Source organism: Streptomyces sp. NBC_00510 (assembly GCA_036013505.1).
GTDB lineage: Bacteria > Actinomycetota > Actinomycetes > Streptomycetales > Streptomycetaceae > Actinacidiphila.
This window is the reverse complement of record CP107851.1, coordinates 7002357-7028958: the sequence shown is the minus strand read 5'-3', so window position 1 is coordinate 7028958 and position 26602 is coordinate 7002357. Positions and strand designations below refer to the sequence as shown.

Genomic DNA, 26602 nt, shown 5'->3' with positions numbered 1-26602 from the left:
GGAGGGCGGCTCCCGGAGGATTCCGGGGGCCGCCCTCCTCGTGCGTCCCGTGCGGGCGGCCGTCAGGCGGTGACGGTGCCCGGCGTGGCCGGGGTGGCCGGGCGCAGCGCGCAGGTGAGGCGGGCGGAGCAGACCCGGCGGTCCTGCTCGTCGCTGATGACGACCTCGTAGGTCGCGGAGGAGCGGCCGCGGTGGACGGGGGTGGCGACCCCGGTCACCCGGCCGGAGCGCAGGCCGCGGTGGTGGGTGCAGTTGAGGTCGACGCCGACGGCGAGCTTGCCGGGGCCGCCGTGCAGCATGGCGCCGATGGAGCCGATGGTCTCCGCCAGGACCGCGGAGGCGCCGCCGTGGAGGAGCCCGTAGGGCTGGGTGTTCCCCTCGACGGGCATGGTGCCCACGACGCGCTCCGCGGACGCCTCGACGATCTCGATGCCCATGCGGGAGCCGAGGTCGCCGGCGGAGAACAGCGCCACCAGGTCGACGCCGAGTCCGGCGTACTGCTCGATGACCTCCGGGGAGAAAAGGCTGGTCGTGGTCTGCTCGCCCATGGACGGTGGCTCCGATCGTCGTCGTTCGGTGTACTGGCCCGTTTTCTACCGGACGGTCAGTGGGGACCGCCGGGCGGGGTGGTCCGTTCCAGCCGGACGACGACGGACTTGGACGCCGGGGTGTTGCTGGTGTCGGCGGTGTGGTCGAGCGGGACCAGCACGTTGGTCTCCGGGTAGTAGGCGGCGGCGCAGCCGCGGGCCGTCGGGTAGTGGACCACCCGGAAGCCCTCGGCGCGGCGTTCCGTGCCGTCCGTCCACTCGCTGACGAGGTCGGTGTAGGCGCCGTCGGCGAAGCCGAGGGCGGCGGCGTCGTCAGGGTGGACCAGGACGACGCGGCGGCCGCCCTTGATGCCGCGGTAGCGGTCGTCGAGGCCGTAGATCGTGGTGTTGTACTGGTCGTGCGAGCGCAGCGTCTGCAGGAGCAGCCGGCCCTCGGGGACCCGGGGGTACTCCAGGGGGGCGGCGGTGAAGTTGGCCAGCCCCGTGGCGGTGGGGAAGCTGCGGGAGTCGCGCGGGGCGTGCGGGAGGGTGAAGCCGCCGGGGCGGCGCACCTTGACGTTGAAGTCGTCGAAGCCGGGGATCACGCGGGATATGCGGTCGCGGATCCGGTCGTAGTCGCCCTCGAGCTCCTGCCAGGGCACGCGGCTGTCCGGGCCGAGGACGGCGGCGGCGAGGCGGCAGACGATGGCCGGCTCGGACAGCAGCAGGGGGCTCGCGGGCTCCAGGCCGCCGCGGGAGGCGTGCACCATGCCCATGGAGTCCTCGACGGTGACGAACTGCTCGCCGGCGGCCTGGACGTCCCGCTCGGTGCGGCCCAGGGTGGGCAGGATCAGGGCGCGGGCGCCGGTGACCACGTGGGAGCGGTTGAGCTTGGTGGACACGTGCACGGTGAGGCGGGCCCGGCGCATGGCGGCCTCGGTGACGTCCGTGTCGGGCGAGGCGGCGACGAAGTTGCCGCCCATGGCGAAGAAGACCTTGGCGTCGCCGTCGCGCAGGGCGCGGATGGCGGCGACGGTGTCCAGGCCGTGCTCGCGGGGCGGGGCGAAGCCGAACTCCTTCTCCAGGGCGTCGAGGAAGGCGGGGGCGGGCTTCTCGTAGATGCCCATGGTGCGGTCGCCCTGGACGTTGCTGTGGCCGCGGACGGGGCACACGCCGGCGCCGGGGCGGCCGATGTTGCCGCGCAGGAGGAGGAAGTTGACGACCTCCTTGATGGTGGGCACGGAGTGCTTGTGCTGGGTGAGGCCCATGGCCCAGCAGACGATGACGCTCTTGGCGCCGAGCACCATGGCGAGGAGTTCGTCGATCTCGGACCGGGGCAGCCCGGTGGCGCGCAGCACCTCCTCGGGGTCGGTGGCGCGGGCGGCGGCGGCGCACTCCTCGAAGCCGTGGGTGTGCCCGTCGATGAAGGCCTGGTCCAGGACGGTGCCGGGCGCCTGGTCCTCGGCCTCCAGGAGCGCCTTGTTGAGGGCGCGGAAGAGGGCCTGGTCGCCGCCGAGCCGGATCTGCAGGAAGAGGTCGGCGAGCGCGGTGCCGCCGCCGGCCAGGCCCTTGGGGGTCTGCGGGTTCTTGAAGCGCTGCAGGCCGGCCTCGGGCAGCGGGTTGACCGTCACGATCTTCGCGCCGCCCGCCTTCGCCTTCTCCAGGGCGGAGAGCATGCGGGGGTGGTTGGTGCCGGGGTTCTGCCCGGCGACGATGATCAGGTCGGCGCGGTAGAGGTCCTCGAGCAGGACGCTGCCCTTGCCGATGCCTATGGTCTGCGCGAGCGCGGAGCCCGACGACTCGTGGCACATGTTGGAGCAGTCGGGCAGGTTGTTGGTGCCGAACTCGCGGGCGAAGAGCTGGTAGAGGAAGGCGGCCTCGTTGCTGGTGCGGCCCGAGGTGTAGAACACGGCCTCGTCGGGACCCGTCAGGCCGTTCAGCTCGTCGGCGACGATCTCGAAGGCGCGTTCCCAGGGGACGGGCTCGTAGTGGTCGGCGCCGTCCGGCAGGTACATGGGCTGGGTGAGGCGGCCCTGCTGGCCCAGCCAGTAGCCGCTGCGCCGGGCGAGGTCGGCGACGGGGTGCGCGGCGAAGAAGTCCGGGGTGACCCGGCGCAGGGTGGCCTCCTCGGCGACGGCCTTGGCGCCGTTCTCGCAGAACTCGGCGGTGTGCCGGTGCTCGGGCTCGGGCCAGGCGCAGCCGGGGCAGTCGAAGCCGTCCTTCTGGTTGACCTTGAGGAGGGTGAGCGCGGTGCGTCGCACCCCCATCTGCTGCTGCGCGATGCGGAGGGTGTGCCCGATGGCCGGGAGCCCGGCAGCGGCGTGCTGCGGGGCGCTGACCTCGGGTGCGTCCTGGACGGGGTCGCCTGCGGGTGCTTTGCCTGCCATGGCTTCGATCCTGCCACGACAAGGCGGCGGACCGGCAGTGTCGGTCGGGCGTGGGAGGATCGGGGACGTGGCAGCCAAGGCAGAGAAGACGAACGCAGCGACCGGCACCGGACCCCAGGGGGGTGAGCGGCCCCGGTTGCTCCTGCTGGACGGGCATTCGCTGGCGTACCGGGCCTTCTACGCGCTGCCGGTGGAGAACTTCAACACCACCACCGGGCAGCCGACGAACGCGGTGTACGGCTTCGCGTCGATGCTGGCGAACACGTTGCGTGACGAGCGGCCGACGCATCTGGCGGTGGCGTTCGACGTCTCGCGGCGCACGTGGCGTCTGGAGGAGTTCCCGGAGTACAAGGCGACCCGGTCCGCGACGCCGGACGAGTTCCGCAGCCAGGTGACGCTGATCGGCGAGCTGCTGGACACGATGAAGGTGCAGCGATTCGCCACGGAGGGTTACGAGGCGGACGACGTGATCGCCACGCTGGCCACGCAGGCGGAGGCGCTGGGGTACGAGGTGCTGATCGTCACCGGCGACCGCGACTCCTTCCAGCTCGTCTCGGACCACGTCACGGTGCTGTACCCGACGAAGGGCGTCTCGGAGCTGACCCGGTTCACCCCGGCGAAGGTCGAGGAGAAGTACGGGCTGACCCCCGCGCAGTACCCGGACTTCGCGGCGCTGCGCGGCGACCCGTCGGACAACCTGCCCGGCATCCCGGGCGTCGGGGAGAAGACCGCCGCCAAGTGGATCACCCAGTTCGGCTCGTTCGCGGAGCTCGCGGACCGCGCGGAGGAGGTGAAGGGCAAGGCGGGCGAGAACCTGCGCGCCCACCTGGAGTCGGTGAAGCTGAACCGCCGGCTGACGGAGCTGGTGCGGGACGTGGAGCTGCCCTGCGGGCCGGAGCAGCTGGCGCGGCAGGCGTACGACCGGGACGCGCTCGACGTGGTGCTGGACACCCTGGAGTTCCGCCACCCCAACTTCCGGGAGCGGCTGTACGCGGCCGACCCGGGTGCCGCGGAGCAGGGCACGCCGGAGGTCGCCGGCGGTGTGGCCGTCGAGGGCCGGGTTCTGGCCGCGGGCGAGTTGGCGGACTGGCTGGTGGAGCACGCCGGCGGGCCGCTGGGCGTGGCGACGGTCGACGCGTGGGCGCTGGGCGCGGGCAGCGTGTCCGAGGTGGCGCTGGCGACGGCGGCGGGCCCGGCGGCGTGGTTCGACCCGGCGGCGCTGGACGAGAAGGACGAGCAGACCTTCGCGGCGTGGCTGGCGGACGCCGCCCGGCCGAAGGTGCTGCACAACGCCAAGAACGTGATGCGGGTCTTCGCCGAGCACGGCTGGAGCGTCGACGGGGTCACGATGTGCACGGCGCTGGCCGCGTACCTGGTCAAGCCCGGCCGCCGCTCGTTCGCGCTGGACGACCTGTCGGTGGAGTACCTGGGGCGGGAGCTGGCCCCCGCGGGCGGCGAGGACGGCCAGTTGGCCTTCGGCGCCGACGACGAGGCCGAGGCGGACGCCCTGATGGTGCAGGCGCGCACCGTGCTGGACCTGGGCGACGCGTTCGCCGCGCGGCTGGAGCAGGACGGCGCGCTGCGGCTGCTGCGCGAGGTGGAGCTGCCGACCTCGACGCTGCTGGCGCGGATGGAGCGGGCGGGCATCGCGGCGGACCGCGAGCATCTGGAGCGCCTGGAGCAGCGGTTCGCGGGCGAGGTGCAGCTCGCGGTGAAGGAGGCGCACGCCGCGGTCGGGCACGAGTTCAACCTGGGCTCCCCCAAGCAGCTGCAGGAGGTGCTCTTCGGCGAGCTGGGGCTGCCCAAGACGAAGAAGACCAAGACGGGTTACACCACCGACGCGGACGCGCTGGCGTGGCTGGCGGCGCAGACCGAGCACGAGCTGCCGGTGATCATGCTGCGTCACCGGGAGCAGGCGAAGCTGCGGGTGACGGTCGAGGGGCTGGTCAAGACGATCGCTCCCGACGGGCGGATCCACACCACGTTCAGCCAGATCGTGGCGGCCACGGGCCGGCTGTCCTCGACCGACCCCAACCTGCAGAACGTGCCGGTGCGCACCGACGAGGGCCGGGCGATCCGCCGCGGCTTCGTGGTCGGCGAGGGCTACGAGTCGCTGCTGACCGCCGACTACAGCCAGATCGAACTGCGGGTGATGGCCCACCTGTCGGAGGACGAGGGGCTGATCGCGGCCTTCGACTCCGGCGAGGACCTGCACACCACGGTCGGCAGCTACGTCTTCTCGGTGCCGCCGGAGCAGGTGGACGCCGAGATGCGCCGCAAGATCAAGGCGATGTCGTACGGGCTGGCGTACGGGCTGTCGGCCTTCGGCCTGTCGCAGCAACTGGGCATCGAGGCGGCCGAGGCGCGCGGCCTGATGGAGACGTACTTCCAGCGGTTCGGCGGCGTGCGGGACTATCTGCAGCGGGTGGTCGAGGAGGCCCGGGTCACGGGCTACACCGAGACCTTGATGGGCCGCCGCCGTTACCTTCCCGACCTCACCAGCGACAACCGTCAGCGCCGCGAGATGGCCGAGCGGATGGCGCTCAACGCGCCGATCCAGGGCTCGGCCGCCGACATCGTCAAGATCGCGATGCTGAAGGTGGACGCGGCGCTGGCGCGGGAGGGGCTGCGGTCCCGGATGCTGCTGCAGGTGCACGACGAAATCGTGGTCGAGGTCGCCCCCGGCGAGCGGGCCGCGGTGGAGGAGCTGGTCCGCCGCGAGATGGCCGCCGCCTACCCGTTGCGGGCGCCGCTGGACGTCTCCGTGGGCGTCGGTCCGGACTGGGAGTCGGCGGCCCACTGACCGCCGGTCCCCGGGCCGTCGCGGCGGGCGGCGCGGTGCGTGAGGTGCACCGCGCCGGCGCAGGTCGCGGCGGCCAGGGCGAGTCCCGCCCCGGCGCCGAAGAGGCCGGCGGGGATCATCCCGGCGGCGTCGCCGGTCGCCCCGTACCACTGCTCCGCGCGTACGGCCGCTCCGGCGGCCGTGGTGACGCCGAGGGCGGCCAGGGCGAACCGCCGGGCCCGGCGCGAGAGCCGGGGCACAGAGGAGGGGCGCTTTCCGGCCGGACTTGGCACGGCCCTCAGGGCGCGCAGCCCGTACCAGCCCAGCAGGGCCAGCGCCACGGCCGAGCTTCCGTACTGGACGTACTTGTGCAGGGCGGTGCCGTGCACCTCGTGGTCGAGCACGGGCAGCAGGCGCACGCCCCACCGCCCGGGGTGGGTGAAGGCGTCCCAGACCACGTGGGTGGTCGCCCCGGCCACGGCCGACGCCCAGAAGGCCGCGACCGAGCATGGCGAGGGCCGCATGCGGTCGCCGACGCCCGCCAGGGCGGCGATCCCGGCCTGCCGGTGCTCGGGCAGCAGGGCCACGAGGGGGCCGCGCAGCACCGCCCAGCCGCCCACCAGCCCGGCGGCGATGACCGGGTCCACGAGGGCGACGCCCAGCGGGGCGTGGGTGACCTGCCCGAAGCCGAAGAGGCCCCGCACCAGTGAATCGGCGAAGTAGGGCACGTCGGGGGCGAAGGAGCCGGCGACGAGGGCGGCCGCGACGAGCGGGCCGCGTCCCCGTACGGTGCCGGCGCGGTCCTGCCGCAGACCCGGCAGCACAGCCAACGCATGACTCATCGTGAACGGCATGCAACCTCTTCCGGAACACATCTGTCTGATCAGTATGCGACGTCCGGGACGGTGGCTCCGTTCGGGAAGTTGCCGTAGGGTCACCAGGGTTGCCACGCAGGGAGACGGGCGACACACGGCTTTCGGGAGGGGCAGCGGGTATGCGAGCGCGGTACGGACGGCGGATCCGCAGGGGAGTCGCGGGCACCGCGGTGGCCGCCGCGGCCATGGCGGCGCTGACGGGTTCCCAGGCTCCGGGACTGCTGCCGGGCATCCTCAACACCAGCGCAGGCGCCCCGATCGTGCCCCCGCCCGGCGACCCCATCGACGGCAACTCGTCGGAGTACTTCACCGCGCTCCCGCCGCTCAACACACCCGCTCCCGGCACCTCCGCCACCCCGGGCACCGGGCCGGGGACCGGCACCGGCACGACCGACGGCACGGGGCTGCCGGTGTCCGTCCTGGAGGCCTACCGCAGGGCCGAGACGGCGCTCGCCGCCAGTGACCCCGGGTGCAACCTGCGCTGGGAGCTGCTGGCCGCGATCGGCCAGGTCGAGTCCAACCAGGCGCGCAGCGGCAACGTCGACTCCGCGGGCACCACGCTCTCCCCCATCCTGGGCCCGGTCCTCAACGGCAACGGCTTCGCGAACATCACGGACACCGACGACGGCGTCTGGGACGGGGACAAGGTCCACGACCGCGCGGTCGGCCCGATGCAGTTCATCCCGTCGACCTGGCAGACCTGGGGCGCGGACGGCAACGACGACGGCGTCACCAACCCGAACAACATATTCGACGCGGCGCTCGCCGCCGGCCGCTACCTGTGCGCGGGCAACCGCGACCTGTCCGTCGAGCACGACCTCCACCGCGCGATCCTGGGCTACAACAACTCGACCGCGTACCTGAACACCGTCCTGTCCTGGTACGACCACTTCCGCAAGGGCGACGTCGTCTCCGTCCCCGACGTGGGCGGTGCGGGCAGCGACACCCCCGATGACCCGCCGTCCTCCACGGCGCCGTCCACCTCGCCCTCGCCGACGTGGTCCCCGAGCATGAGCGCCTCGCCCCGGCCGACGAAGTCGTCCACGCCGACCGCGACCGCCAGCGGCACGATCGGCCCCCCTTCGGGCAGCCCCTCGCCGACGACCTCGCCCACCGACTCCCCGACGACGGGCCCCACCACTGGCCCGACGGACCCGACGGACCCGCCGACCTGCCCGACGGACTCCGCGTCGCCCACGGCGACCCCCACCGACACGGCCTCCCCGTCGCCGTCCGGTACGTCCGACCCCTGTGCGACGGCCTCCCCCGGCGACAGCCCGTCGCCGACCGCGACGGAGACCGAGGGCGCCACCGCCTCCGGCCCGACCAACTGACGCCGTAGAACCTGTTCTCATTTCAACTCCCGGTTGCTACGGTGCACCGGCCCAGCCGACGTAGCCGTACGACCGGGAGGTACGGCCATGCGCGCAGTCATCGCCGCGGCCATCGGACTCGTCGCCGCGCTCGGGATCGTCCTCCTCGTGACCGCGGTCGGTCCGCCGGACGGCAGCACGTCCCCCGAGCCGCTGCTCACCACCGTCCCCGCGCACCCGTAGGAGGGCGGTCCCATGCGCCGCAGGTCAAGCCTGGTCCTCCTCTCCCTCGCGGTGTTCTTCGCCGCGCTGTCACCGCTGGTGCGCTGGTACGCCTTCCCCCGGCTGGCGAAGATCCCGGCCGGCCAGTACCAGGCGGTCGTCCTGGAGGCGCGGGACGCCACGCTGCTCGACTACGGGACGATGCGGCCGAAGAAGGTCTCCAAGGTCAGCATCGTGCAGACCCTGAAGGGCAACGTGGAGGAGGCGCATCGGATCGACCGGCTCACCGGCCGGGACGTGGTCGTGTGGGACGGACTGGCCTACGTGGTGGGCCCGGACGGCGCGATGGTCTCCCAGGTCCCCGAGCGGTACGTCTTCGACGCGCACACGCAGGAACCCGTCCACGCGGGGGGCGAGAGCGTCGACGGCGATGCCGTCGAACGCCGGGGCGTCGAGTTCAAGTTCCCCTTCCTCACCGAGAAGCGGGACTACTACTACTTCGACGCGCAGGCGCGGAGCTCGGCGCCCATCCACTACCGGGGCACGCGGCAGTTCCGCGGCCTGGACGTCTACTACTTCGAGCAGACCGTGCCCTGGACCAAGGTGCCGCTGCCCAAGAAGATGCCGGTCGAGGGCGTCACCCCGCAGACCGTCGCGGCGATGGGCATGGAGCGCTGGTACACCACCAAGCGCATGTTCTGGGTGGACCCCGTCACCGGGGCCCCGGTCAACGGGGAGGAGGTCCACCGGGAGGAGATGCGCTTCACCGACGGGAAGCAGCAGCCGGTCACCGCGTTCGCCGGGCACGTGAAGATGCGCGAGGACTACGTGCGGCACACCGTCGGCCTGGTGAAGTCCCAGCGGCAGGTGGTGCTGGCGATGACCTCCTACCTGCCGTGGGGCTCGCTCCTGCTGGGCGCCGCACTGCTGTCGCTCGCGCTCGTCCTGGAGGCGCGCGGCCGCCGCCCGGCAGCGGGCGGCGTCGGCGGCCTCAGCGGGGCGAAGGGGAGTCGTCCTCGCCGATGTGGTGCACGCGCACGAGGTTGGTCGTCCCCGAAACACCGGGCGGCGAGCCCGCCGTGATGACGACGACGTCGCCCTCCTGGCAGCGGCCGATGCGCAGCAGCTGCTCGTCGACCTGGTCGACCATCTCGTCGGTCGTCTGCACCATCGGCCCGAGGAAGGTCTCCACGCCCCAGGTGAGGCTGAGCTGCGAGCGGGTGGCCGGCTCGGGGCTGAAGGCGAGCACGGGGATCGGCGAGCGGTAGCGGGAGAGCCGCCGGGCGGTGTCGCCGGACTGGGTGAAGGCCACCAGGTACTTGGCGTCGAGGAAGTCGCCCATCTCCGCGGCCGCGCGTGCGACGGCGCCGCCCTGGGTGCGGGGCTTGTTCTGCTCGGTCAGCGGCGGCAGGCCGGCCGCGAGCATGTCCTCCTCGGCGGCGGCGACGATCCGGCCCATGGTCCTGACCGTCTCGACGGGGTGCTTGCCGACGCTGGTCTCGCCGGAGAGCATGACCGCGTCGGCGCCGTCCATGACGGCGTTGGCCACGTCCGAGGCCTCGGCGCGGGTGGGACGCGAGGAGTCGATCATCGACTCCAGCATCTGCGTCGCGACGATCACCGGCTTGGCGTTGCGCCGGGCGAGGGCGACCGCGCGCTTCTGCACCATGGGCACGGCCTCCAGCGGCATCTCCACGCCGAGGTCGCCGCGGGCCACCATGATCCCGTCGAACGCGGCGACGATCTCCTCGAGGTTGTCGACCGCCTGCGGCTTCTCGATCTTGGCGATCACGGGGACCCGGCGGTCCTCCTCGCGCATGATGCGCAGCACGTCCTCGGCGTCCCGGCCGCTGCGGACGAAGGACAGCGCGATGATGTCGGCACCGGTGCGCAGCGCCCAGCGCAGGTCCTCGACGTCCTTCTCGGACAGGGCGGGCACGGAGACGGCGACACCGGGCAGGTTGAGCCCCTTGTTGTCGGAGATCAGACCGCCCTCGATGCACAGGGTGCGGACCCGGGTGCCCTCGACGCCGGTGACCTCCAGGGTGACGCGGCCGTCGTCGACGAGGATCCGCTCACCACGCGTGACGTCGGCGGCCAGGCCCTTGTACGTGGTGCCGCAGATCAGCCGGTCGCCCTCGATCTCCTCGGTGGTGATCGTGAACTCGTCACCGCGTTCAAGCAGTACGGGGCCCTCCGCGAAGCGTCCCAGCCGGATCTTCGGGCCTTGAAGGTCCGCGAGGATCCCGACGCTGCGGCCGCTCTCGTCGGCGGCCTTGCGCACGCGCCGGTAACGCTCCTCGTGATCGGCGTGGCAACCATGGCTCATGTTCAGGCGGGCGACGTCCATACCGGCTTCGACCAGGGCCTTGATCTGGTCGTAGGCGTCGGTGGCGGGCCCGAGGGTGCAGACGATTTTTGCTCGGCGCATGGACCGAGCCTATGACCTACTTCACAGTAGGTACCTCGTGGAAGGCGACTGTCCAACGTCAGCCTGATTAACGGTTGTTGACAAGTGGTGAAGTGAGCTGGGACCCGCTCCGATGAGCACACCGCCGGTGGGGCGGGGCTCAGGCCGACAGGTCGGGCGCCGTCATGGTGAAGTGCGCGGTGACCTGCGCGTACACGTTCTGTCGCTCCGGCTCCATGTCAAGGGCCTGGGCCGTGTCCTCGGCGCCGCCGGGTGCCGCGAAGGCGGCGGTCCGCATCGCCGGGCGGGCCCGGAAGGGCGCCGACTGCTGCACTCCCTCGTCGGCCAGCTCGACCAGGGCGACCAGCCGGGCGCCGAGCGCCTCCGCGTACTCGCGGGCACGCTGCACCGCGTCGCGCACGGCCTGCCGGCGGGCCTCGCTGTAGGCCGCGGAGTCCGGCCGCAGCGACCACCAAGGGCCGTCGACACGGGTGAGCTCCAGATCGGCCAGCCGGGTGGTGAGCTCCCCCAGAGCGGTGAAGTCGGTGAGGGTCGCCCCCACGCGCACGCTGCCGTGGTAGGCCCGTACGCGCTCCCCGCGGCCCCGCTCCCGCAGCTCGGGGGTGATCACGAAGGCCCCGGTCTCCAGCTTCTCGACGGCGTCGGTGTAGCCCTTGACGAGGTCGAGCACCTGCGCGTTGCGCCGGCTGAGGTCGTCCAGCGTGGCGCGGCGGTCGGTGCCGCGGGCGCTGACGGTGACGGCGATCCGGGCGAGCTCGGGCTCGACCTCGAGGGTCGCCTCGCCCCGCACCCCCACATGTGGGGTCTCGGGCGTCGGGTACGTCCTGGCCGGTTCTGTGCTCATGCGTCCCACCTTGCCAGGCCGGTACCGCCGTGACGAGTCATCTGTTCGCAACCTGGCGGGGGTGTTGCCCGGAGCACCCGTGCGCCAGAATCTACGCGCGTTAACACCACCAGCAGACCATCATCCCGCCCCCGGCGACCGCCGGAGGCGCCCCCGGACACCAGGAGCCGACGCATGCCGCTGAACCGCAGGGACTTCCTCAACCGCTCCGCCGTCACCGGCGCGGGCCTCGCGCTGGCCGGCACGGCGGGCGCCCTGGCCGGCGCGGCTCCGGCCCAGGCCACGGGCCGCCACGGGCAGGGGCACGGTCACGGTCACGGGCCGAAGAAGTACTCCTTCAGCGTCCTCGGCACCACCGACCTGCACGGCAACGTCTTCAACTGGGACTACTTCACGGACGCGGAGTACGACGACAAGGCGCACAACGACGTCGGCCTCGCCAAGATCTCCACCCTGGTCACGCAGCAGCGCGCGGCGAAGGGCCGCCGCAACACCCTGCTGATCGACGCGGGTGACACCATCCAGGGCACCCAGCTGTCGTACTACTACGCCAAGATCGACCCGATCACCGCCAAGCACGGTCCGGTGCACCCGATGGCGCAGGCCATGAACGCCATCGGCTACGACGCCGCGGCGCTGGGGAACCACGAGTTCAACTACGGCATCCCGGTGCTGCGCAAGTTCGAGGAGCAGTGCGACTTCCCGCTGCTCGGCGCCAACGCGCTCGACGCGCGCACGGGCCGACCGGCCTTCCCGCCGTACTCCTTCCACCGGCTGCGCGTGGACGGCGCCCCCGACGTGAAGGTGGCGGTCCTGGGCCTGACCAACCCCGGCATCGCGATCTGGGACAAGGCCAACGTGCAGGGCAAGATGACCTTCCCGGGCCTGGAGGAGCAGGCCGCGAAGTACGTGCCGCGGCTGCGTGCGATGGGTGCCGACGTGGTCGTCGTCTCGGCCCACAGTGGCTCCTCCGGCACCTCCTCCTACGGTGACCAGCTGCCGTACGTCGAGAACGCGGCGGCGCTGGTCGCCGAGCAGGTGCCGGGCATCGACGCGATCCTGGTCGGCCACGCCCACTCCGAGATCCCCGAGTACGTGGTGGCCAACAAGCAGACCGGTCAGGGCGTGGTGCTCTCCGAGCCGCTGAAGTGGGGCCAGCGCCTGACCGTCTTCGACTTCGACCTGGAGCTGGTCCGGGGCTCGTGGGAGGTCGTCACCGTCGGCGCGTCCGTCCTCAACTCCAACACGGTCGAGGAGGACCCGCGGATCGTCCGGCTGCTCTCGGACGAGCACAAGGAGGTCGTGGGTTACGTCAACCAGGTGATCGGCACGTCGGCCGCGGCGATGTCGGCCGAGGAGTCCCCCTACAAGGACACGCCGATCATCGACTTCATCAACTTCGTCCAGGCCGAGACGGTCAAGGCGGCGCTCGCCGGGACCGAGCACGCCTCCCTGCCGGTGCTGTCGCAGGCCGCGTGCTTCTCGCGCACGGCCGCCATCCCGGCGGGCCAGGTCACCATCCGCGACGTCGCCGGGCTGTACGTCTTCGAGAACACCCTGGAAGCCCGGATCCTGACCGGTGCCCAGGTCAAGGCGTACATCGAGTTCTCCGCGAACTACTTCGTGCAGACGGCGCCCGACGCGCCCGTCGACGTCGCGAAGCTTACGAACGCGAACGGCACGCCCGACTACAACTACGACGTGGTCAGCGGCGTCACCTACGACATCGACATCTCCCGCCCCGCCGGTTCCCGGGTGTCGAACGTGCTCTTCCAGGGTGCGCCGATCGACGAGTCGGCCCGCTTCGTCCTGGCCGTCAACAACTACCGGGCCAACGGCGGCGGCAACTTCCCCGGCGTCGCCACGGCGCAGCAGGTGTGGGCCAACTCCGAGGAGATCCGGAACACCATCATCACCTGGGTGCAGGCGGGCGGCTCCATCGACCCGGCGCGGTTCGCCTCGCAGGACTGGAAGCTGACCCGCGGCGGTGTGCCGGTCTTCTAGTTCTTCCGACTTCTCGTTCTACCGATCGCTCTTCCGAGCGGTCCCGGTACACCGGAGGGCATGTGCGGGCTGTGCACATGCCCTCCGGGCGTTCCGCGGTGGCCGTGCGCCGAGGACGCCGGCACCGCCGGCCTCAGGCCGGCACGTGTTCCAGCAGCACGCGGCGCAGTTCCCTGGCGGCGCGCGGGGGCTCGGCGTCCTTGCGGTGCGCCAGGGCGACCGTGCGCTGCAGCCCGGGGGCCTCGAAGGGCGTCGTACGCAGTCGGGGCCGGCGTCCGGCGACCATGCTGGGCACGACCGCGGGGCCGAGTCCCGCCTCCACGAAGCCCAGCACGGCGTCCATCTCGCCGCCCTCGATCGCGAAGCGCGGTTCGAAACCCGCCGCCCGGCACGCGGCGACGGTGAGGTCCCGCAGGTCGTAGCCGCTGCGGAACATGACCAGCGGCCGGTCCCTGAGGTCGGCGACCCGGAGGGTGGGCCCCGCGGAGGGCGGCGGCTCGTCGGCGGCGGTCACCACCACCAGGTCCTCGTGGAGCAGCGGCGTGGCGTCCAGGGCCGGGTCGTGGCTCTGCAGCGGCAGCACGATCAGGGCGAGGTCGAGGCTGCCGGAGGCGAGCTCGCGCACCAGGTCGCGTGAGCCGCCCTCCTCGACGACCAGCCGGATGCCGGGGTAGCGGTCGTGGAAGTCGCGCAGCACGTCCGGCAGCAGGCCGGTGGCGAGGCTGGGGGTCGCGCCGAGGCGCACCCGGCCGCGGCGCAGGTGCACCAGCTCCTGGACCTCCTGGGTGGCGGTCTCGGTGTCGGCGATGATGCGGCGCGCCAGCGGCAGCAGGGCCTGCCCGGCGTCGGTCAGCGCGATGTTGCCGCGGGCGCGGCTGAACAGGTCCGCGCCCAGCTCCCGCTCCAGGGCCTTGATCTGCTGCGACAGCGAGGGCTGCGCGACGTGGACGCGTTCGGCGGCGCGGGTGAAGTGCAGGGTGTCGGCGACCGCCAGGAAGTACACGAGCTGCTGCAGCTGCATATCGGCACGATAACGCGATAGGTGTCACCTATCGAAACGAGCCGGAACATGTCTTGGACCTTTCGTGGCAGGCAGACCTAGCGTCGAGCGCATGGCTTTGGCGACGACGAGGACGAGGGCGACGACGGGGGCGACGGGTACGGGCCGCCGCCCGTCGCTCCTACGGGCACTGTGGGGCTCGACCGTGGGCAAGAAGGCGGTCATGGCCGGGACCGGCGTGATCATGCTGCTGTTCCTGGTCGCGCACATGCTGGGCAACCTGAAGATCTTCTTCGGCCCGGAGGAGTTCAACGGGTACGCGGCGTGGCTGCGCACCATCGGTGAGCCCGCCCTGCACAACAGCTGGTACCTGTACATCCAGCGCACCGGCCTGGTCGTCGCGGTGGTGCTGCACGGCGTCGCCGCCTACCAGCTCAGCAAGCGCGACATCAAGGCGCGCCCGGCGAAGTACGAGCACAAGCGGCAGCGGGCCAGCTACGCGACCCGGACGATGCGCTGGGGCGGGGTGATCCTCGGCCTCTACATCGTCTGGCACATCCTGGACCTGACCACGCTCACCGTGAACCCGCTGGGCAAGGAGCACCACCCCTACGAGAACATCGTGGCCGACTTCCGGATCTGGTGGGTGGACGTCGTCTACATCGTCGCGATGCTCGCCCTCGGCCTGCACATCAGGCACGGCTTCTGGAGCGCCGCGCAGACCCTGGGGGCGGTGAACAAGCGCCGCGACCGCGCGCTGAAGATCACGGCGAACGTGCTGGCGGCGGCGCTGACCGCGGGCTTCCTCGTCGTACCCGTCTCCGTGATGACCGGATTGGTGGACTGACCGTGGAGTACCGACTGGGCGAGCCGATCGCCGACACCAAGGCGCCGGACGTACCGATCGCCGAGCGCTGGGACCGCCGCAGGTTCGAGGCGAAGCTGGTCAACCCCGCCAACCGCCGCAAGCACACGGTGATCGTGGTCGGCACGGGCCTGGCGGGCGGCGCCGTGGGCGCCACCCTGGCCGAGCAGGGCTACCACGTCGTGCAGTTCTGCTACCAGGACTCCCCGCGCCGGGCGCACTCGATCGCCGCCCAGGGCGGCATCAACGCGGCGAAGAACTACCGCAACGACGGCGACAGCGTGCACCGCCTGTTCTACGACACCGTCAAGGGCGGCGACTTCCGCGCCCGCGAGTCCAACGTGCACCGCCTCGCCGAGGTCTCCGTGCAGATCATCGACCAGTGCGTGGCGCAGGGCGTGCCCTTCGCCCGCGAGTACGGCGGCCTGCTGGACACCCGCTCCTTCGGCGGCGTCCAGGTCTCCCGCACCTTCTACGCCCGCGGCCAGACGGGCCAGCAGCTGCTGCTGGGCGCCTACCAGGCGCTGTCCCGGCAGATCGACGCGGGCAACGTGGAACTGCACGCGCGCACCGAGATGCTCGACCTGATCGTGGTGGACGGCAAAGCCCGCGGCATCGTCGCCCGCGACCTGGTGACGGGCGAGGTCTCGACGCACATGGGCGACGCCGTGGTGCTGGCGACCGGCGGCTACGGCAACGTCTTCTACCTGTCGACCAACGCCAAGGGCTCCAACGCCACCGCCATCTGGCGCGCCCACCGGCGCGGCGCGTACTTCGCCAACCCCTGCTTCACGCAGATCCACCCGACCTGCATCCCGCGCTCCGGCGACCACCAGTCCAAGCTCACGCTGATGAGCGAGTCGCTGCGCAACGACGGCCGCATCTGGGTGCCGAAGGCCAAGGGCGACACGCGCCCGCCGAACGAGATCCCCGAGGACGAGCGCGACTACTACCTGGAGCGGATCTACCCCGCTTTCGGCAACCTGGTGCCCCGGGACATCGCCTCCCGCGCCGCCAAGAACGTCTGCGACGAGGGCCGCGGCGTCGGTCCCGGCGGCCAGGGCGTCTACCTGGACTTCGCCGACGCGATCGCCCGCATGGGCCGCGCCAAGGTGGAGGAGAAGTACGGCAACCTCTTCGAGATGTACGAGCGGATCACCGCGGAGGACCCGTACACCCGGCCCATGCGGATCTACCCCGCCGTGCACTACACGATGGGCGGCCTGTGGGTCGACTACGACCTGCAGACCACCGTCCCGGGCCTGTTCGCCATCGGCGAGGCCAACTTCTCCGACCACGGCGCGAACCGGCTCGGCGCCAGCGCCCTGATGCAGGGTCTGGGCGACGGCTACTTCGTCCTCCCCGCCACCATCAACGACTACCTGGCGCGCGGCCCCCACGACACCGTGGCCCCCGACCACCCGGCGGTCGCCGAGGCCGTCGCCGACGTCGAGGACCGGCTGAACCTGCTGCTCGCCGTGGACGGCGACCGCACCCCGGACTCCTTCCACCGCGAGCTCGGCGAGCTGCTGTGGGACGAGTGCGGCATGGCCCGCACCGAGGCCGGGCTGCGCAAGGCGCTGGAGCGGATCCCGGCGCTGCGCGAGGAGTTCTGGCGCCGGGTGAAGGTGCCCGGCAGCGGCGAGGAGCTCAACCAGTCCCTGGAGAAGGCCAACCGGGTCGCCGACTTCCTGGAGCTGGCCGAGCTGATGTGCCTGGACGCCCTGCACCGCGCCGAGTCCTGCGGCGGCCACTTCCGCGAGGAGAGCCAGACCCCGGACGGCGAGGCCCTGCGCGACGACGAGAACTTCTCGTACGCCGCGGCCTGGGAGTTCACCGGCTCCGGTGAGGACCCGGTGCTCCACAAGGAGGCCCTCGACTTCGAGTACGTACACCCCACCCAGCGGAGCTACGCGTGAACCTCACCCTGCGCATCTGGCGCCAGCAGTCCTCCGAGGAGGAGGGCGCCATGGTCACCTACCGCGTCGAGGACATCAGCCCCGACATGTCCTTCCTGGAGATGCTCGACGTCCTCAACGAGGAGCTGATCCTCGCGGGCGACGAGCCCGTGGCCTTCGACCACGACTGCCGGGAGGGCATCTGCGGCGCGTGCGGCATGGTCATCAACGGCCAGGCCCACGGCCCGGAGCGGACCACCACCTGCCAGCTGCACATGCGGCACTTCAAGGACGGCGACACCGTCGACGTCGAGCCGTGGCGGGCCGCCGCCTTCCCGGTCGTCAAGGACCTGGTGGTGGACCGCTCGGCCTTCGACCGGGTGATCCAGGCGGGCGGCTACATCAGCGTGCCGACCGGCAGCGCGCCCGAGGCCCACGCGACGGCCGTGCCGAAGGAGGCCGCCGACTTCGCCTTCGAGCACGCGGAGTGCATCGGCTGCGGCGCGTGCGTGGCGGCCTGCCCCAACGGCTCGGCGATGCTGTTCACCTCGGCCAAGGTCAACCACCTCAACGTGCTGCCCCAGGGGCAGCCCGAGCGCGAGACCCGGGTGCTGGACATGGTCGCCGCCATGGACGACCAGGGCTTCGGCGGCTGCACCAACACCGGGGAGTGCGCGACGGCCTGCCCCAAGGGCATCCCGCTGCCGTCGATCGCCGCTATGAACCGCGAGTACCTGCGGGCCTTGCGTAAGGAGAAGTCGCGGTCCAAGGGCTGACCGGGTTGGTGGCCGCGCCGAGCCCGAAGGTCGTGAAGGCCGTGCGGGAGGGCAGCGGGTAGGGCTCCTTGCCGGTCACCGCGTTGAGGACGACCGCCGAGCGCCACGCGGCCAGCCCGAGGTCGGGGGCGCCGACGCCGTGGGTGTGGCGCTCGGCGTTCTGCACGTGGACGGCCGCGCCGGTGCTCGCGACGACCGGGTCGAGCTCCAGCCGGTGGCTCCCGTCGATCCGCGGCCGGCCGGCCGCGTCGCGGCGGATGTAGGGGTGGATCGGGGCGAGCAGCGCGTCCAGGGAGCGCTCCCGGTAGCCGGTGGCGAGGACGACCGCGTTGGTGATCAGCCGGCTGCGGCTGCCCTGCTGCTCGTGCTCCAGGTGGAGTTCCACGGCTCCCATGCCCATCCGGCCGGCCGTACGGACCGTCACGCCGGGGGTGAGGACGGCGTCCGGCCAGCCGCCGCCCAGGGTGCGGCGGTACAGCTCGTCGTGGACGGCGCCGATCGTGCCGTGGTCGATGGCCCGGTGCAGTTGCCACTGCCGGGGCAGGAGCTCGTCGCGGACCGGCTCGGACAGCCCGTGGAAGAACCGCGTGTAGTCGGGGGTGAACTGCTCCAGGCCGAGCTTGCTGTACTCCATCGGGGCGAACGAGGGGCTGCGGGCGATCCACGTCAGCCGTTCACGCCCGGCGGGCCGGGCGCGCAGCAGGTCCAGGAAGACCTCGGCGCCCGACTGCCCGGAGCCGACGACGGTGACGTGCTCGGCGGCCAGCAACCGGTCCCGGTGCTCCAGGTAGTGCGCGGAGTGCACGACGGGGACGGCGGGCGACTCGGCGAGCGGCCGCAGCGGCTCGGGCACGTACGGCGCGCTGCCGACGCCGAGCACCAGGTTGCGGGCGTACGTACGGCCGAGGGCCTCGGCCTGGCCGTCGGCGTCGAGCTGGGTGTGGTCCACCTCGAAGACGGCGCGTCCGGGGTTCCAGCGGACGGTGTCGACCTGGTGCCCGAAGCGGGTGCTGGGCAGCGACTCGGCGACCCAGCGGCAGTAGGCGTCGTACTCGGTGCGGTGCGCGTGGAAGCGCTCGGCGAAGTAGAAGGGGTAGAGCCGCTCGTGGGTCCTGAGGTAGTTCAGGAAGCTCCACCGGCTCGTGGGGTCGACCAGGCTCACCAGGTCGGCGAGGAAGGGCACTTGGAGGGTGGCGTCGTCGAGCAGCAGCCCGGGGTGCCAGCGGAAGGAGCGCTCCTGCTCGTAGAAGGCGGCGCTCAGGTACGGGACGCCGTCGGCGAGGGCGGCCAGGGACAGGTTGCACGGGCCGATCCCGATGCCGAGCAGGTCGTAGGGCTGGTCCGGGTGGGGGTCGTGGTCGTCGGTGGCGGTCATCGGGGGGTGCTGCCTTCCTGGTGGGTCGCGCATACGAGCGTGAGCAGAGCCTCGAGGTCGGTGGGCGTGGTGGTCGGGTTGAGCAGGGTGGCCTTGAGCCAGAGCCGTCCGTCGGCGCGGGCCCGGCCGAGGACGGCGCGGCCGTCGAGCATGAGCCGGCGGCGGATCGCGGCGACCTCCTCGTCGCCGGCGCCGGTGGGGCGGAACAGCACGGTGCTGACGGCCGGGCGGGCGCGCAGGGTCAGTGCGGGATGCCGCTCCACCAGGTCCGCCAGGTACCGGGCGTGGTCGCAGACCGCCTCGACGAGCCCGCCCAGCCCGCGACGGCCCAGGGCGCGCAGCGTGACGGCGATCTTCAGCACGTCGGGGCGGCGGGAGGTGCGCAGCGAGCGGCCGAGCAGGTCGGGGAAGCCGGCCTCGGTGTCGTCGGCGGCGTTCAGGTAGTCGGCGCGGTGGTCCAGCGGGCGCAGCAGCGCGGCCTCGCGCACCGCGAGCACCCCGGCCGCCACGGGCTGCCAGCCCAGCTTGTGCAGGTCCAGGGTGACGGTGTCGGCTTCCCGCAGCCCGGCGAGCCTCACCGCCTCCCGGTTGCTGAACAGCAGCGACCCGCCGTAGGCGGCGTCCACGTGCAGGCGCGCGCCGTACTCCCTTGCGACGCGGGCGAGTTCGGGGAGCGGGTCGATGTCGCCCGAGTCCGTGGTGCCCGCGGTGGCGACCAGCAGGGCGGGCCCCCCGCCCGCGGCGAGCGCGGCCCGCACCCGCTCCGGGTCGAGCACTCCGCCGGGGGTGTCCACGACGACGGGAGCGGGCATCCCGAGCAGCCAGGCGGCCCGCGGGACGCTGTGGTGGCCGTTGGCCCCGGCGACGACCCGCACGCCCGGATCGCCCGGAACGCCCCGGGCGCTCTCCCGGGCCAGCAGCAGCGCGAGCTGGTTGGACTCCGTGCCGCCGGTCGTGACCAGCGCGTCCGGCGCGGCCGCGTCCGGGTGGACCAGGCGGGCCAGCGCGTGGGTGACCTCCGCCTCCAGGGCGGTCGCGGCCGGGGCCTGGTCCCAGGAGTCCATCGACGGGTTGAGCGCGCTCGCGGCCAGGTCGGCCGCCACGGCCGCCCCCAGCGGCGGGCAGTGCAGATGGGCGGCGCACAACGGGTCCGCCGGGTCGGCCGCGCCCTCGGCGACGACCCCGACCAGCGCGCGCAGCGCCTCCGCCGCCCCGGTGCCGTCCTCCGGCAGGGCCTCCCCCAGCACCTCCCGTACCCGCCGCGCGACCGCCCCGGGACCACCCGCGGGAAGCGGCCCCTTGCGGGCGGCCGCGCCCGCCGCGAGCGCGCCGAGCACGGCCTCGACCAACGGGCGCAGCCGGTCCGGCCCTTCACTGCCTCCGGCGAGATGGGGTGGCATGGAGTCGGCGCCCCTCCGTTGTCGCGGAACACCGGCGCGTGCGCGCTGGGCGACCTGCGTAACGACGCTCCCCCGCCCCGGGTGTTGCCCCCACACCCCGAACGGTCGCCGCCCCGGCGCACCGACGGGAGCGTTCGCCCAGCTGTCGTGTGCGGCGCCGTCGTGGTTGCGGTTGGGGTTTCTCCCCCGCCCTCCCGCCCTCCCCCAGCCTTCGGCCGGGGGAGGGCGGGAGGGCGGGGGACGCCCGCCGCAGGCGCAAACAACCCGCACACGACAACCGGCCCGCGCAGACGCACCCCGGGCACCCGCTACGCGGAACCCGTGCGGACGCGGAGGGCGCGGCGCAGGTCGTCGAGCTGGTCTGCGAGGCGGCGGCGCAGGGCGGGGGTCGGGGCGGGATCGCCGGAGCGGAGGCACTGCTCGCCGAGGTCGAGCACGGCGGGCTCGACGACGGGGACGGGGAAGGCCCAGCGGCCCGCGGCCTCGGCGAGTGCGGGTCCCCGGCGGGCGGCGACCGCGACGGCGGCGGGGAAGAAGCGGGGCACGTACTCGCGGACGAGGTCGAGCTGTTCGGGCTGCCAGAAGCCCTGGGCGGTGGCCGTGAAGAGGTAGTTGGACAGGGTGTCGCCGTCGAACATCCGCTCCCAGGCGTCCCGCTTCGCCTCCGGATCGGGCAGCGCGGCCCGGCAGCGGGCGGCGCCCTCCTGGCCGGTGGCGCTGGGGTCGGTGTCCAGTTCGGCCGCGATGTCCTCGGCCGACGCCGCGCCCAGGACGGTGAGCCGGGTGAGGATCTGCCAGCGCAGTTCGGGGTCGAGCGCGGGCCCGCCGGGCAGGGTGCCCTCGGTGAGCCAGCCGCGCAGGGCGCCGGGGTCGGCGGTGGCGGCGATGAGCTCGCGGGCCGCGGCCAGTCGCAGCCCGGGGTCCTGACGGGTGAGCAGGTCGCGGGCGAGCGCCTCCAGGGCGGCGAGCGCGCCGGGGCGTTCGGCCGCGGGGAGGTAGCGGTCGGCGATCTGCCCGCGGGCGAAGCCGAGCACGCCCTGCACGACGGCGATGTCGCTCTCGTACGGCAGGTGGGCGCGGGCGACGTCGAGGTAGGCGGCGGGCGGGAGTTCGCCGTCCCGGACGAGGTCGCGGGCGGCGTTCCAGACCAGGGCGCGGCTGAGCGGGTCCGGCAGGCCGCGCAGCGCGGCGACCAGGGTGTCCCAGGACTGCGCGTCGAAGCGGATCTTGGCGTAGGTCAGGTCCTGGTCGTTGAGGAGCACCAGGTCGGGGCGGGGGCCGGGACGGGCGCCGGGCGCCTCGCCGTTCGCGGGCACGTCGGTCTCGAAGCGCTCGCGCAGCACCAGCTGCGCCGGGTCGGCGTCGGCGCGGTCGTACGCGGCGACGGCGATGCGGTGCGGGCGGCTGCCCTGGTGCGTCACGTCGAGCCGCCAGCCGCCGTCGGCGCCCACGGGGACGGGGGTGAGCGTGTCGACGCCGGTGGTGCGCAGCCAGCGGTCGGCCCAGGCGTGGACGTCGCGGTCGGTGGCGCGGGCGAGGGAGTCGATGAAGTCGGCGAGGGCGGCGTTGCCGAAGCGGTGCCGTGCGAAGTGGTCGTTGATGCCGGCGAGGAAGTCCTTGCGGCCGAGCCACGTGACGAGCTGGCGCAGCGCGGAGGCGCCCTTGGCGTAGGAGATCCCGTCGAAGTTGAGCAGCGCCGAGGCGGTGTCGGGGACGGCCTCCGGGGCCGGGGCGACGGGGTGCGTGGAGGGGCGCTGGTCGGCGTCGTAGCCCCAGCCCTTGCGCGCGACGGCGAAGTCGGTCCACGTGCCCGTGAACCGGGTGGCCTCGGAGAGCACCTGGTAGCCCATGTACTCGGCGAAGGACTCGTTGAGCCAGATGTCGTCCCACCAGCGCAGGGTGACGAGGTCGCCGAACCACATGTGGGCCATCTCGTGGGCGACGACCATGCCGCGGGTCTGCCGTTCGGTGTCGGTGACGGCGGAACGGAAGACCATCTCGTCGCGGAAGGTGACCAGGCCCGGGTTCTCCATCGCGCCCGCGTTGAACTCGGGGACGAAGGCCTGGTCGTAGGAGTCGAAGGGGTACGGCTCCTCGAACAGCTCGTGGTAGCGGTCGAAGCAGCGCCGGGTGATGTCGAAGAGCTCCCCGACGTCGGCGTCCAGGTACGGGGCGAGGGAGCGCCGGCAGTGCAGCCCGAAGGGCAGGCCCGCGTGCTCGGTGCGCACCGAGTGCCAGGGTCCGGCGGCGACGGCGAGCAGGTAGGTGCTGATCGGCGGGGTCGCCGCCACGCGCCAGCGGCCCTCGGCCTCCCCGGTGCGCTCGGCGACGCCGTTGCCGAGGACCGTCCACGCGGGGGGCGCGGTCACGGCGACCTCGAAGACCGCCTTGAGGTCGGGCTGGTCGAAGGCGGCGATGACGCGCTGCACGTCGTCCAGGAAGAGCTGGGTGTACAGGTACGTCTCGCCGTCGGCCGGGTCCGTGAAGCGGTGCATGCCCTCACCGGTGCGGGAGTACCGCATGTCCGCCTCGACCCGCAGTTCGTGCGGGCCGGCCGCGAGCCCGGTGAGCGGCAGCCGGTTGTCGTCCAGGGACGCGGGGTCCAGCGGCCGCCCGTCCAGGACGGCGCCGTGCAGCGCGGCGGGCTTCAGCTCGACGAAGGTGTCGCCGTCGGCGAGCGCGGTGAAGCGGATGACGGTGGTCGATCCGAACACCTCGTCGCCGCGGGTGAGGTCCAGGTCGGCGGAGTAGTGCTGGACGGTGATCCGCCGGGCGCGGGTCTCGGCCTCGGCACGTGTGAGAACAGGCATGCGGTCATGCTGCCCCATGCCCGGTCCGCGGCGCACGGCGGTTCGCCGCGGCCCACGGTCGCGCGGGCCGGTCGGCCGGGCGTGCGGGCCGGCGTGCCGTCAGGTGAAGATGCCGCGCGGAAGGGTCATCGACACGAGCCAGGACGGCAGGTCCACCGTCTCGTTGATCTTCAGGTCGCCCGCCACGCTGCAGAGCGTGTAGGCCTCGTGCAGGCTCAGACCCTGCTCGCCGGCGAGCCAGTCGACCATGTCCCGGACCGCGTTCTTCGCGTTCTCCATCAGGTCCGGTCCGGTGCCGGTCGTCTGGTAGTAGCCCTGGGCGAGCATCTCCTCGGGCATGGCCAGCTGGGTGGGGTCCGCGGCGGGCACGACGGCCCGGGGACCGGCGATCACCGTGTCCGGGATGACGGCGAACCGCAGCGTGACGGCCATGAGCGTCTCGATGGCCGTCCCGGTCACCTCTCCGTCGCCTTGCGCCATGTGCCCGTCCCCGGCGGAGAACAGCGCGCCCTCGGCGTAGACCGGGATCTGTATCCGCGCTCCCTTGACCAGCTGCCGGATGTCGGTGTTGCCGCCCATCGCGCCGCTGACGTCGGGCGGGAAGGTGCGGTACATGCCCTTGCGCAGGGGCGCGACGCCCATGATCCCCATGAAGGGCGCGATGGGGATACGCGCCTGCCGGCCGGTGTCGGCGCCGGTGAACGTGGCGAACCCGGTGTTCTGGCCGCGCTCGAAGCCGAACAACTGGAGGAACGGGGCACCGCTGTTGTGGGGCTGGTCCTCCGGCAGGGCGCCGGCGGCCGGTCCGGGGGTGGGGTCGCTGAACTGGGAGGCCTCGCTCCAGGGGGCGAGCGGGGCGAGCAGTTCGGGGCGCAGGGATCCGAACAGGCCCAGGGCGGGGCTGACGACGACGTAGCCGAAGTCCACGAGCGGGGCGACGTCCAGCACCTCGACCTCGAGGATGTCGCCCGGCTTCGCACCCTCCACCTCGATGGCGCCGGTGAGCGGATGGACCTTCCCGAGGTCGATGGTCAGGGTCGCCTCGGGGGTCATCGTCCGGGCCGCGGCGCCGATGTCCAGGGCGTCCCGGCACAGCAGTTGGACGACCTCGCCCGGCCGCACCGTGGTCACCGGGGGCAGGTCCCGGTTCCACCGGTTGTGCAGTACGCGGCCGAACCCGTCCACGACCTTGTCCCCGTCCGGTCCCGTCGTCACGTCCGGGAAGCCGGAGCCGGCGACGTCCATTCCGCCGACCGTCCCGCCCCCCGCGGCCAGTGCCGACAGCGCGGCCGCGGCCGGTCCTGCGGAGGCCCGCTGCACCAGGCTGCCGGCGCCCGCGGTACCAGAATGCACGAAGCACATCACGGCCTCCCGTGACCCTGCGTCCCGGGTGCCCGAGGCGGCCCGGCTGACGGGGGATGACCCGGGGTCCGCCGGGCGGCGCCCGAGTCGGCGGGGAACCGAGCGGCGCGCCGGCCAGGGCGCTCGACTCCGGCATCCGATGCGAGGGCAGCCCCGCTCTTCACGATCCTCCGCCGGAAATGCCGCGGCAACCGGGGCGGTGGGAGGGGTGCCCGGGCCCGCAGCGCCACTCAGGAGGCGCGGACGGCGGTCGCGTGCACGACCAGCGCCCCGGCGGGCCGGTGGCCGTCGTGCCGGTCGCCCGCGCAGGTGACGAGCCGCAGGGTGGGTACGCCGCCGTCCGTGCGCAGGTCCTGGGCGGGGAAGGAGCGCCGGGGGACGTGCTCGATCCGTGTGACGGTGAAGCGGGCGCGGCTGCCGTCACGGCGGGTGACGACGACGGTGTCGGCGCGGCGCACGGCGTGCAGGTCGTGGAAGACCGCGCGGCCGCGCCCGCCGTCGTCGTGGCCGACGATCACGGAGGTGCCGGTGTCGCCGGGGGCGGCGCTGCGGTCGTACCAGCCGGCGTAGCGGCCCTGCTCGGTCGCGGGGGTCTGGAGGGTGCCGTCGTCGGTGATCCCGAGGTCGACGACGCGGGCGTGCACGTCGGCGCTGGGGATGTCGATGCGCACCGGGGTGTGCCCGGCCGGGTCGGAGGCGCGGGCGGGCGTGCTGCCGTGGACCACGGCGGCGGCGCCCTGCCCCGCGCGGGTGACCGCCCAGGTGGTCGCGGCGGCGGCGACGGCGAGGAGGACGAGGGCGAGGACGTTGATGCGACGGTGCGTCATCCTCATCGCCCCCTCACCTCGGGCGGACGGCGTAGAGGACGCCGCAGACGCCCGCTCCCAGCAGGAACGCGCCGGTCAGCGCCGGTCCGGGGCCGCCCAGGGTGCCGGGGACCCCGGCCGCCCTGGCCACGCACACCGCGAGGACCGCGAACGCCGCGAGCACCGACGCGAGCACCGCGCGGCAGGCGACGGCGGCGGCGATCCGGGCGGAGGCGCTCCGGACGGCCAAGGCGGGGGCGGTCACGGCGGAGGCGGCACAGGCGGCGGACATGGGTTGGTGGGGGTCCTTCGGCGACGGCGGTACGGATGCCGTGGCCGGCCGCCGGGCGACGGGCGGCCGGCCACGGGTCCCACCGTACGGAGCCCGGGGGTGCCGGGGCCTCCCCCGGCCGACCGGTTCCGTATCAGCCGAAAGTATGGTCCCGTGGGCGGGCCTTGCGTCCCGAGGAGGAGGCCGGGCAGGCTCGGCGGATGATCGCCACCTTGCAGTGCACCGTGATCGACTGCCCGGACCCGGCCGCGCTGGGCGCCTTCTACCAGGGGATCCTCGGCTGGGCCCTGGACACCGCGGACCCCTCGTGGGTGACCCTGACGGCCCCGGACGGTACCCGGATCGCCTTCCAGGAGGTGCCCTTCCACCGGCCGCCGCGCTGGCCCGATCCGGAGCACCCCCAGCAGTTCCACCTGGACTTCGACGTCCCCACCCGCGCCGACGTGGAGCGCGCCCACCAGGAGGTCGTCGCGCTGGGCGCCGCCTTCCTGCACGACAGCGGCGGCGAGCGCAGCGGCTTCCGGGTCTTCGCCGACCCGGCCGGGCACCCGTTCTGCCTCTGCTACGGGCAGACGCCGGGGCCGGCCGTCACGGGGTGAGCGGCGGCCCGGTGTCGGCGGCCGCTTGTACGGT

Annotated in this window: 21 protein-coding genes; 9 read left to right on the top strand and 12 right to left on the bottom strand. The window is 73.1% G+C overall.

Annotation, left to right across the window (positions count from 1 at the left end):
* Positions 1-62 precede the first annotated feature (62 nt).
* Together OG937_31700 and OG937_31695 are read right to left on the bottom strand one after the other, a co-directional pair.
* Positions 63-548 carry a hotdog fold thioesterase gene (locus OG937_31700; GenBank protein ID WUD75936.1) on the bottom strand — a complete coding sequence of 162 codons (486 nt, stop codon included), beginning with the start codon at positions 546-548 and terminating at the stop codon, positions 63-65.
* A gap of 56 nt (positions 549-604) precedes the next feature.
* Complete coding sequence (locus tag OG937_31695) at positions 605-2914, bottom strand: FdhF/YdeP family oxidoreductase (GenBank protein WUD75935.1); 2310 nt, start codon at positions 2912-2914, stop codon at positions 605-607.
* 67 nt (positions 2915-2981) lie between these two features.
* Here OG937_31695 and polA point away from each other — a divergent pair, with 67 nt between their 5' ends.
* Positions 2982-5717 (top strand): DNA polymerase I, encoded by a 2736-nt coding sequence (polA, locus tag OG937_31690; protein ID WUD75934.1) that lies wholly within the window; start codon positions 2982-2984, stop codon positions 5715-5717.
* Here the strand turns inward: polA and OG937_31685 are convergent.
* Positions 5648-6550 carry a DUF4184 family protein gene (locus OG937_31685; GenBank protein ID WUD75933.1) on the bottom strand — a complete coding sequence of 301 codons (903 nt, stop codon included), beginning with the start codon at positions 6548-6550 and terminating at the stop codon, positions 5648-5650. The two genes, polA and OG937_31685, sit on opposite strands and share 70 nt — an antisense overlap.
* Before the next feature lie 140 nt (positions 6551-6690).
* Here OG937_31685 and OG937_31680 point away from each other — a divergent pair, with 140 nt between their 5' ends.
* The 3 genes from OG937_31680 (at position 6691) to OG937_31670 (ending at position 9189) form a co-directional block, all read left to right on the top strand.
* A complete protein-coding gene (locus OG937_31680; GenBank protein ID WUD75932.1) occupies positions 6691-7905 on the top strand; it encodes a lytic transglycosylase domain-containing protein in 1215 nt (404 codons plus the stop codon).
* 87 nt (positions 7906-7992) lie between these two features.
* Positions 7993-8127, top strand: coding sequence for an SPW_0924 family protein (locus tag OG937_31675; protein WUD75931.1), 135 nt, complete (start codon positions 7993-7995; stop codon positions 8125-8127).
* A 12-nt stretch (positions 8128-8139) separates the two neighbouring features.
* Positions 8140-9189 carry a DUF3068 domain-containing protein gene (locus OG937_31670; GenBank protein WUD75930.1) on the top strand — a complete coding sequence of 350 codons (1050 nt, stop codon included), beginning with the start codon at positions 8140-8142 and terminating at the stop codon, positions 9187-9189.
* Here the strand turns inward: OG937_31670 and pyk are convergent.
* Together pyk and OG937_31660 are read right to left on the bottom strand one after the other, a co-directional pair.
* Complete coding sequence (pyk, locus tag OG937_31665) at positions 9098-10537, bottom strand: pyruvate kinase (GenBank protein ID WUD75929.1); 1440 nt, start codon at positions 10535-10537, stop codon at positions 9098-9100. The genes OG937_31670 and pyk overlap by 92 nt on opposite strands.
* A 139-nt stretch (positions 10538-10676) precedes the next feature.
* Positions 10677-11381, bottom strand: coding sequence for an SIMPL domain-containing protein (locus OG937_31660; GenBank protein WUD75928.1), 705 nt, complete (start codon positions 11379-11381; stop codon positions 10677-10679).
* A 174-nt stretch (positions 11382-11555) separates the two neighbouring features.
* Between OG937_31660 and OG937_31655 the strand changes: the two genes are divergently transcribed.
* Complete coding sequence (locus OG937_31655; GenBank protein WUD75927.1) at positions 11556-13385, top strand: 5'-nucleotidase C-terminal domain-containing protein; 1830 nt, start codon at positions 11556-11558, stop codon at positions 13383-13385.
* Between the two features lie 133 nt (positions 13386-13518).
* Here OG937_31655 and OG937_31650 read toward each other — a convergent pair whose 3' ends face one another.
* Positions 13519-14406 (bottom strand): LysR substrate-binding domain-containing protein, encoded by an 888-nt coding sequence (locus OG937_31650; protein WUD75926.1) that lies wholly within the window; start codon positions 14404-14406, stop codon positions 13519-13521.
* A gap of 91 nt (positions 14407-14497) precedes the next feature.
* Between OG937_31650 and OG937_31645 the strand changes: the two genes are divergently transcribed.
* Genes OG937_31645 through OG937_31635 form a run of 3 tightly spaced genes read left to right on the top strand, consistent with a single transcriptional unit; the run spans position 14498 to position 17924 of the window.
* A complete protein-coding gene (locus OG937_31645; GenBank protein WUD75925.1) occupies positions 14498-15232 on the top strand; it encodes a succinate dehydrogenase cytochrome b subunit in 735 nt (244 codons plus the stop codon).
* Positions 15229-17169 carry a fumarate reductase/succinate dehydrogenase flavoprotein subunit gene (locus OG937_31640; protein ID WUD78952.1) on the top strand — a complete coding sequence of 647 codons (1941 nt, stop codon included), beginning with the start codon at positions 15229-15231 and terminating at the stop codon, positions 17167-17169. Before OG937_31645 ends, OG937_31640 begins: the two co-directional genes overlap by 4 nt.
* Positions 17166-17924 (top strand): succinate dehydrogenase/fumarate reductase iron-sulfur subunit, encoded by a 759-nt coding sequence (locus tag OG937_31635; GenBank protein ID WUD75924.1) that lies wholly within the window; start codon positions 17166-17168, stop codon positions 17922-17924. The genes OG937_31640 and OG937_31635 overlap by 4 nt, the downstream gene beginning before the upstream one ends.
* Here the strand turns inward: OG937_31635 and OG937_31630 are convergent.
* The 6 genes from OG937_31630 to OG937_31605 form a co-directional block, all read right to left on the bottom strand.
* Positions 17866-19299 carry a SidA/IucD/PvdA family monooxygenase gene (locus OG937_31630; protein WUD75923.1) on the bottom strand — a complete coding sequence of 478 codons (1434 nt, stop codon included), beginning with the start codon at positions 19297-19299 and terminating at the stop codon, positions 17866-17868. The two genes, OG937_31635 and OG937_31630, sit on opposite strands and share 59 nt — an antisense overlap.
* The gene (locus tag OG937_31625; GenBank protein ID WUD75922.1) at positions 19296-20699 is read right to left on the bottom strand and encodes an aminotransferase class V-fold PLP-dependent enzyme; all 1404 of its coding nucleotides are present in this window, start codon (positions 20697-20699) and stop codon (positions 19296-19298) included. Before OG937_31625 ends, OG937_31630 begins: the two co-directional genes overlap by 4 nt.
* Positions 20700-21007: 308 nt before the next feature.
* Complete coding sequence (gene pepN / locus OG937_31620) at positions 21008-23509, bottom strand: aminopeptidase N (GenBank protein WUD75921.1); 2502 nt, start codon at positions 23507-23509, stop codon at positions 21008-21010.
* Between the two features lie 99 nt (positions 23510-23608).
* Entirely contained in the window at positions 23609-24862 is a 1254-nt protein-coding gene (locus OG937_31615) for an acetamidase/formamidase family protein (protein ID WUD75920.1), read from the bottom strand.
* A gap of 239 nt (positions 24863-25101) precedes the next feature.
* A complete protein-coding gene (locus OG937_31610; protein WUD75919.1) occupies positions 25102-25704 on the bottom strand; it encodes a sortase in 603 nt (200 codons plus the stop codon).
* Positions 25705-25711: 7 nt separating this feature from the next.
* Complete coding sequence (locus tag OG937_31605) at positions 25712-25969, bottom strand: hypothetical protein (GenBank protein WUD75918.1); 258 nt, start codon at positions 25967-25969, stop codon at positions 25712-25714.
* 200 nt (positions 25970-26169) lie between these two features.
* Between OG937_31605 and OG937_31600 the strand changes: the two genes are divergently transcribed.
* A complete protein-coding gene (locus tag OG937_31600) occupies positions 26170-26568 on the top strand; it encodes a VOC family protein (GenBank protein WUD75917.1) in 399 nt (132 codons plus the stop codon).
* The last annotated feature ends 34 nt before the right edge of the window (positions 26569-26602 follow it).

Coding starts and splice junctions, on each gene's coding strand:
- OG937_31700 (WUD75936.1), bottom strand. CDS start 548: ATGGGCGAGCAGACCACGACCAGCCTTTTCTCCCCGGAGGTCATCGAG.
- OG937_31695 (WUD75935.1), bottom strand. CDS start 2,914: ATGGCAGGCAAAGCACCCGCAGGCGACCCCGTCCAGGACGCACCCGAG.
- OG937_31685 (WUD75933.1), bottom strand. CDS start 6,550: ATGCCGTTCACGATGAGTCATGCGTTGGCTGTGCTGCCGGGTCTGCGG.
- OG937_31680 (WUD75932.1), top strand. CDS start 6,691: ATGCGAGCGCGGTACGGACGGCGGATCCGCAGGGGAGTCGCGGGCACC.
- OG937_31675 (WUD75931.1), top strand. CDS start 7,993: ATGCGCGCAGTCATCGCCGCGGCCATCGGACTCGTCGCCGCGCTCGGG.
- OG937_31670 (WUD75930.1), top strand. CDS start 8,140: ATGCGCCGCAGGTCAAGCCTGGTCCTCCTCTCCCTCGCGGTGTTCTTC.
- pyk (WUD75929.1), bottom strand. CDS start 10,537: ATGCGCCGAGCAAAAATCGTCTGCACCCTCGGGCCCGCCACCGACGCC.
- OG937_31660 (WUD75928.1), bottom strand. CDS start 11,381: ATGAGCACAGAACCGGCCAGGACGTACCCGACGCCCGAGACCCCACAT.
- OG937_31655 (WUD75927.1), top strand. CDS start 11,556: ATGCCGCTGAACCGCAGGGACTTCCTCAACCGCTCCGCCGTCACCGGC.
- OG937_31650 (WUD75926.1), bottom strand. CDS start 14,406: ATGCAGCTGCAGCAGCTCGTGTACTTCCTGGCGGTCGCCGACACCCTG.
- OG937_31645 (WUD75925.1), top strand. CDS start 14,498: ATGGCTTTGGCGACGACGAGGACGAGGGCGACGACGGGGGCGACGGGT.
- OG937_31630 (WUD75923.1), bottom strand. CDS start 19,299: ATGACCGCCACCGACGACCACGACCCCCACCCGGACCAGCCCTACGAC.
- OG937_31625 (WUD75922.1), bottom strand. CDS start 20,699: ATGCCACCCCATCTCGCCGGAGGCAGTGAAGGGCCGGACCGGCTGCGC.
- pepN (WUD75921.1), bottom strand. CDS start 23,509: ATGCCTGTTCTCACACGTGCCGAGGCCGAGACCCGCGCCCGGCGGATC.
- OG937_31610 (WUD75919.1), bottom strand. CDS start 25,704: ATGAGGATGACGCACCGTCGCATCAACGTCCTCGCCCTCGTCCTCCTC.
- OG937_31605 (WUD75918.1), bottom strand. CDS start 25,969: ATGTCCGCCGCCTGTGCCGCCTCCGCCGTGACCGCCCCCGCCTTGGCC.
- OG937_31600 (WUD75917.1), top strand. CDS start 26,170: ATGATCGCCACCTTGCAGTGCACCGTGATCGACTGCCCGGACCCGGCC.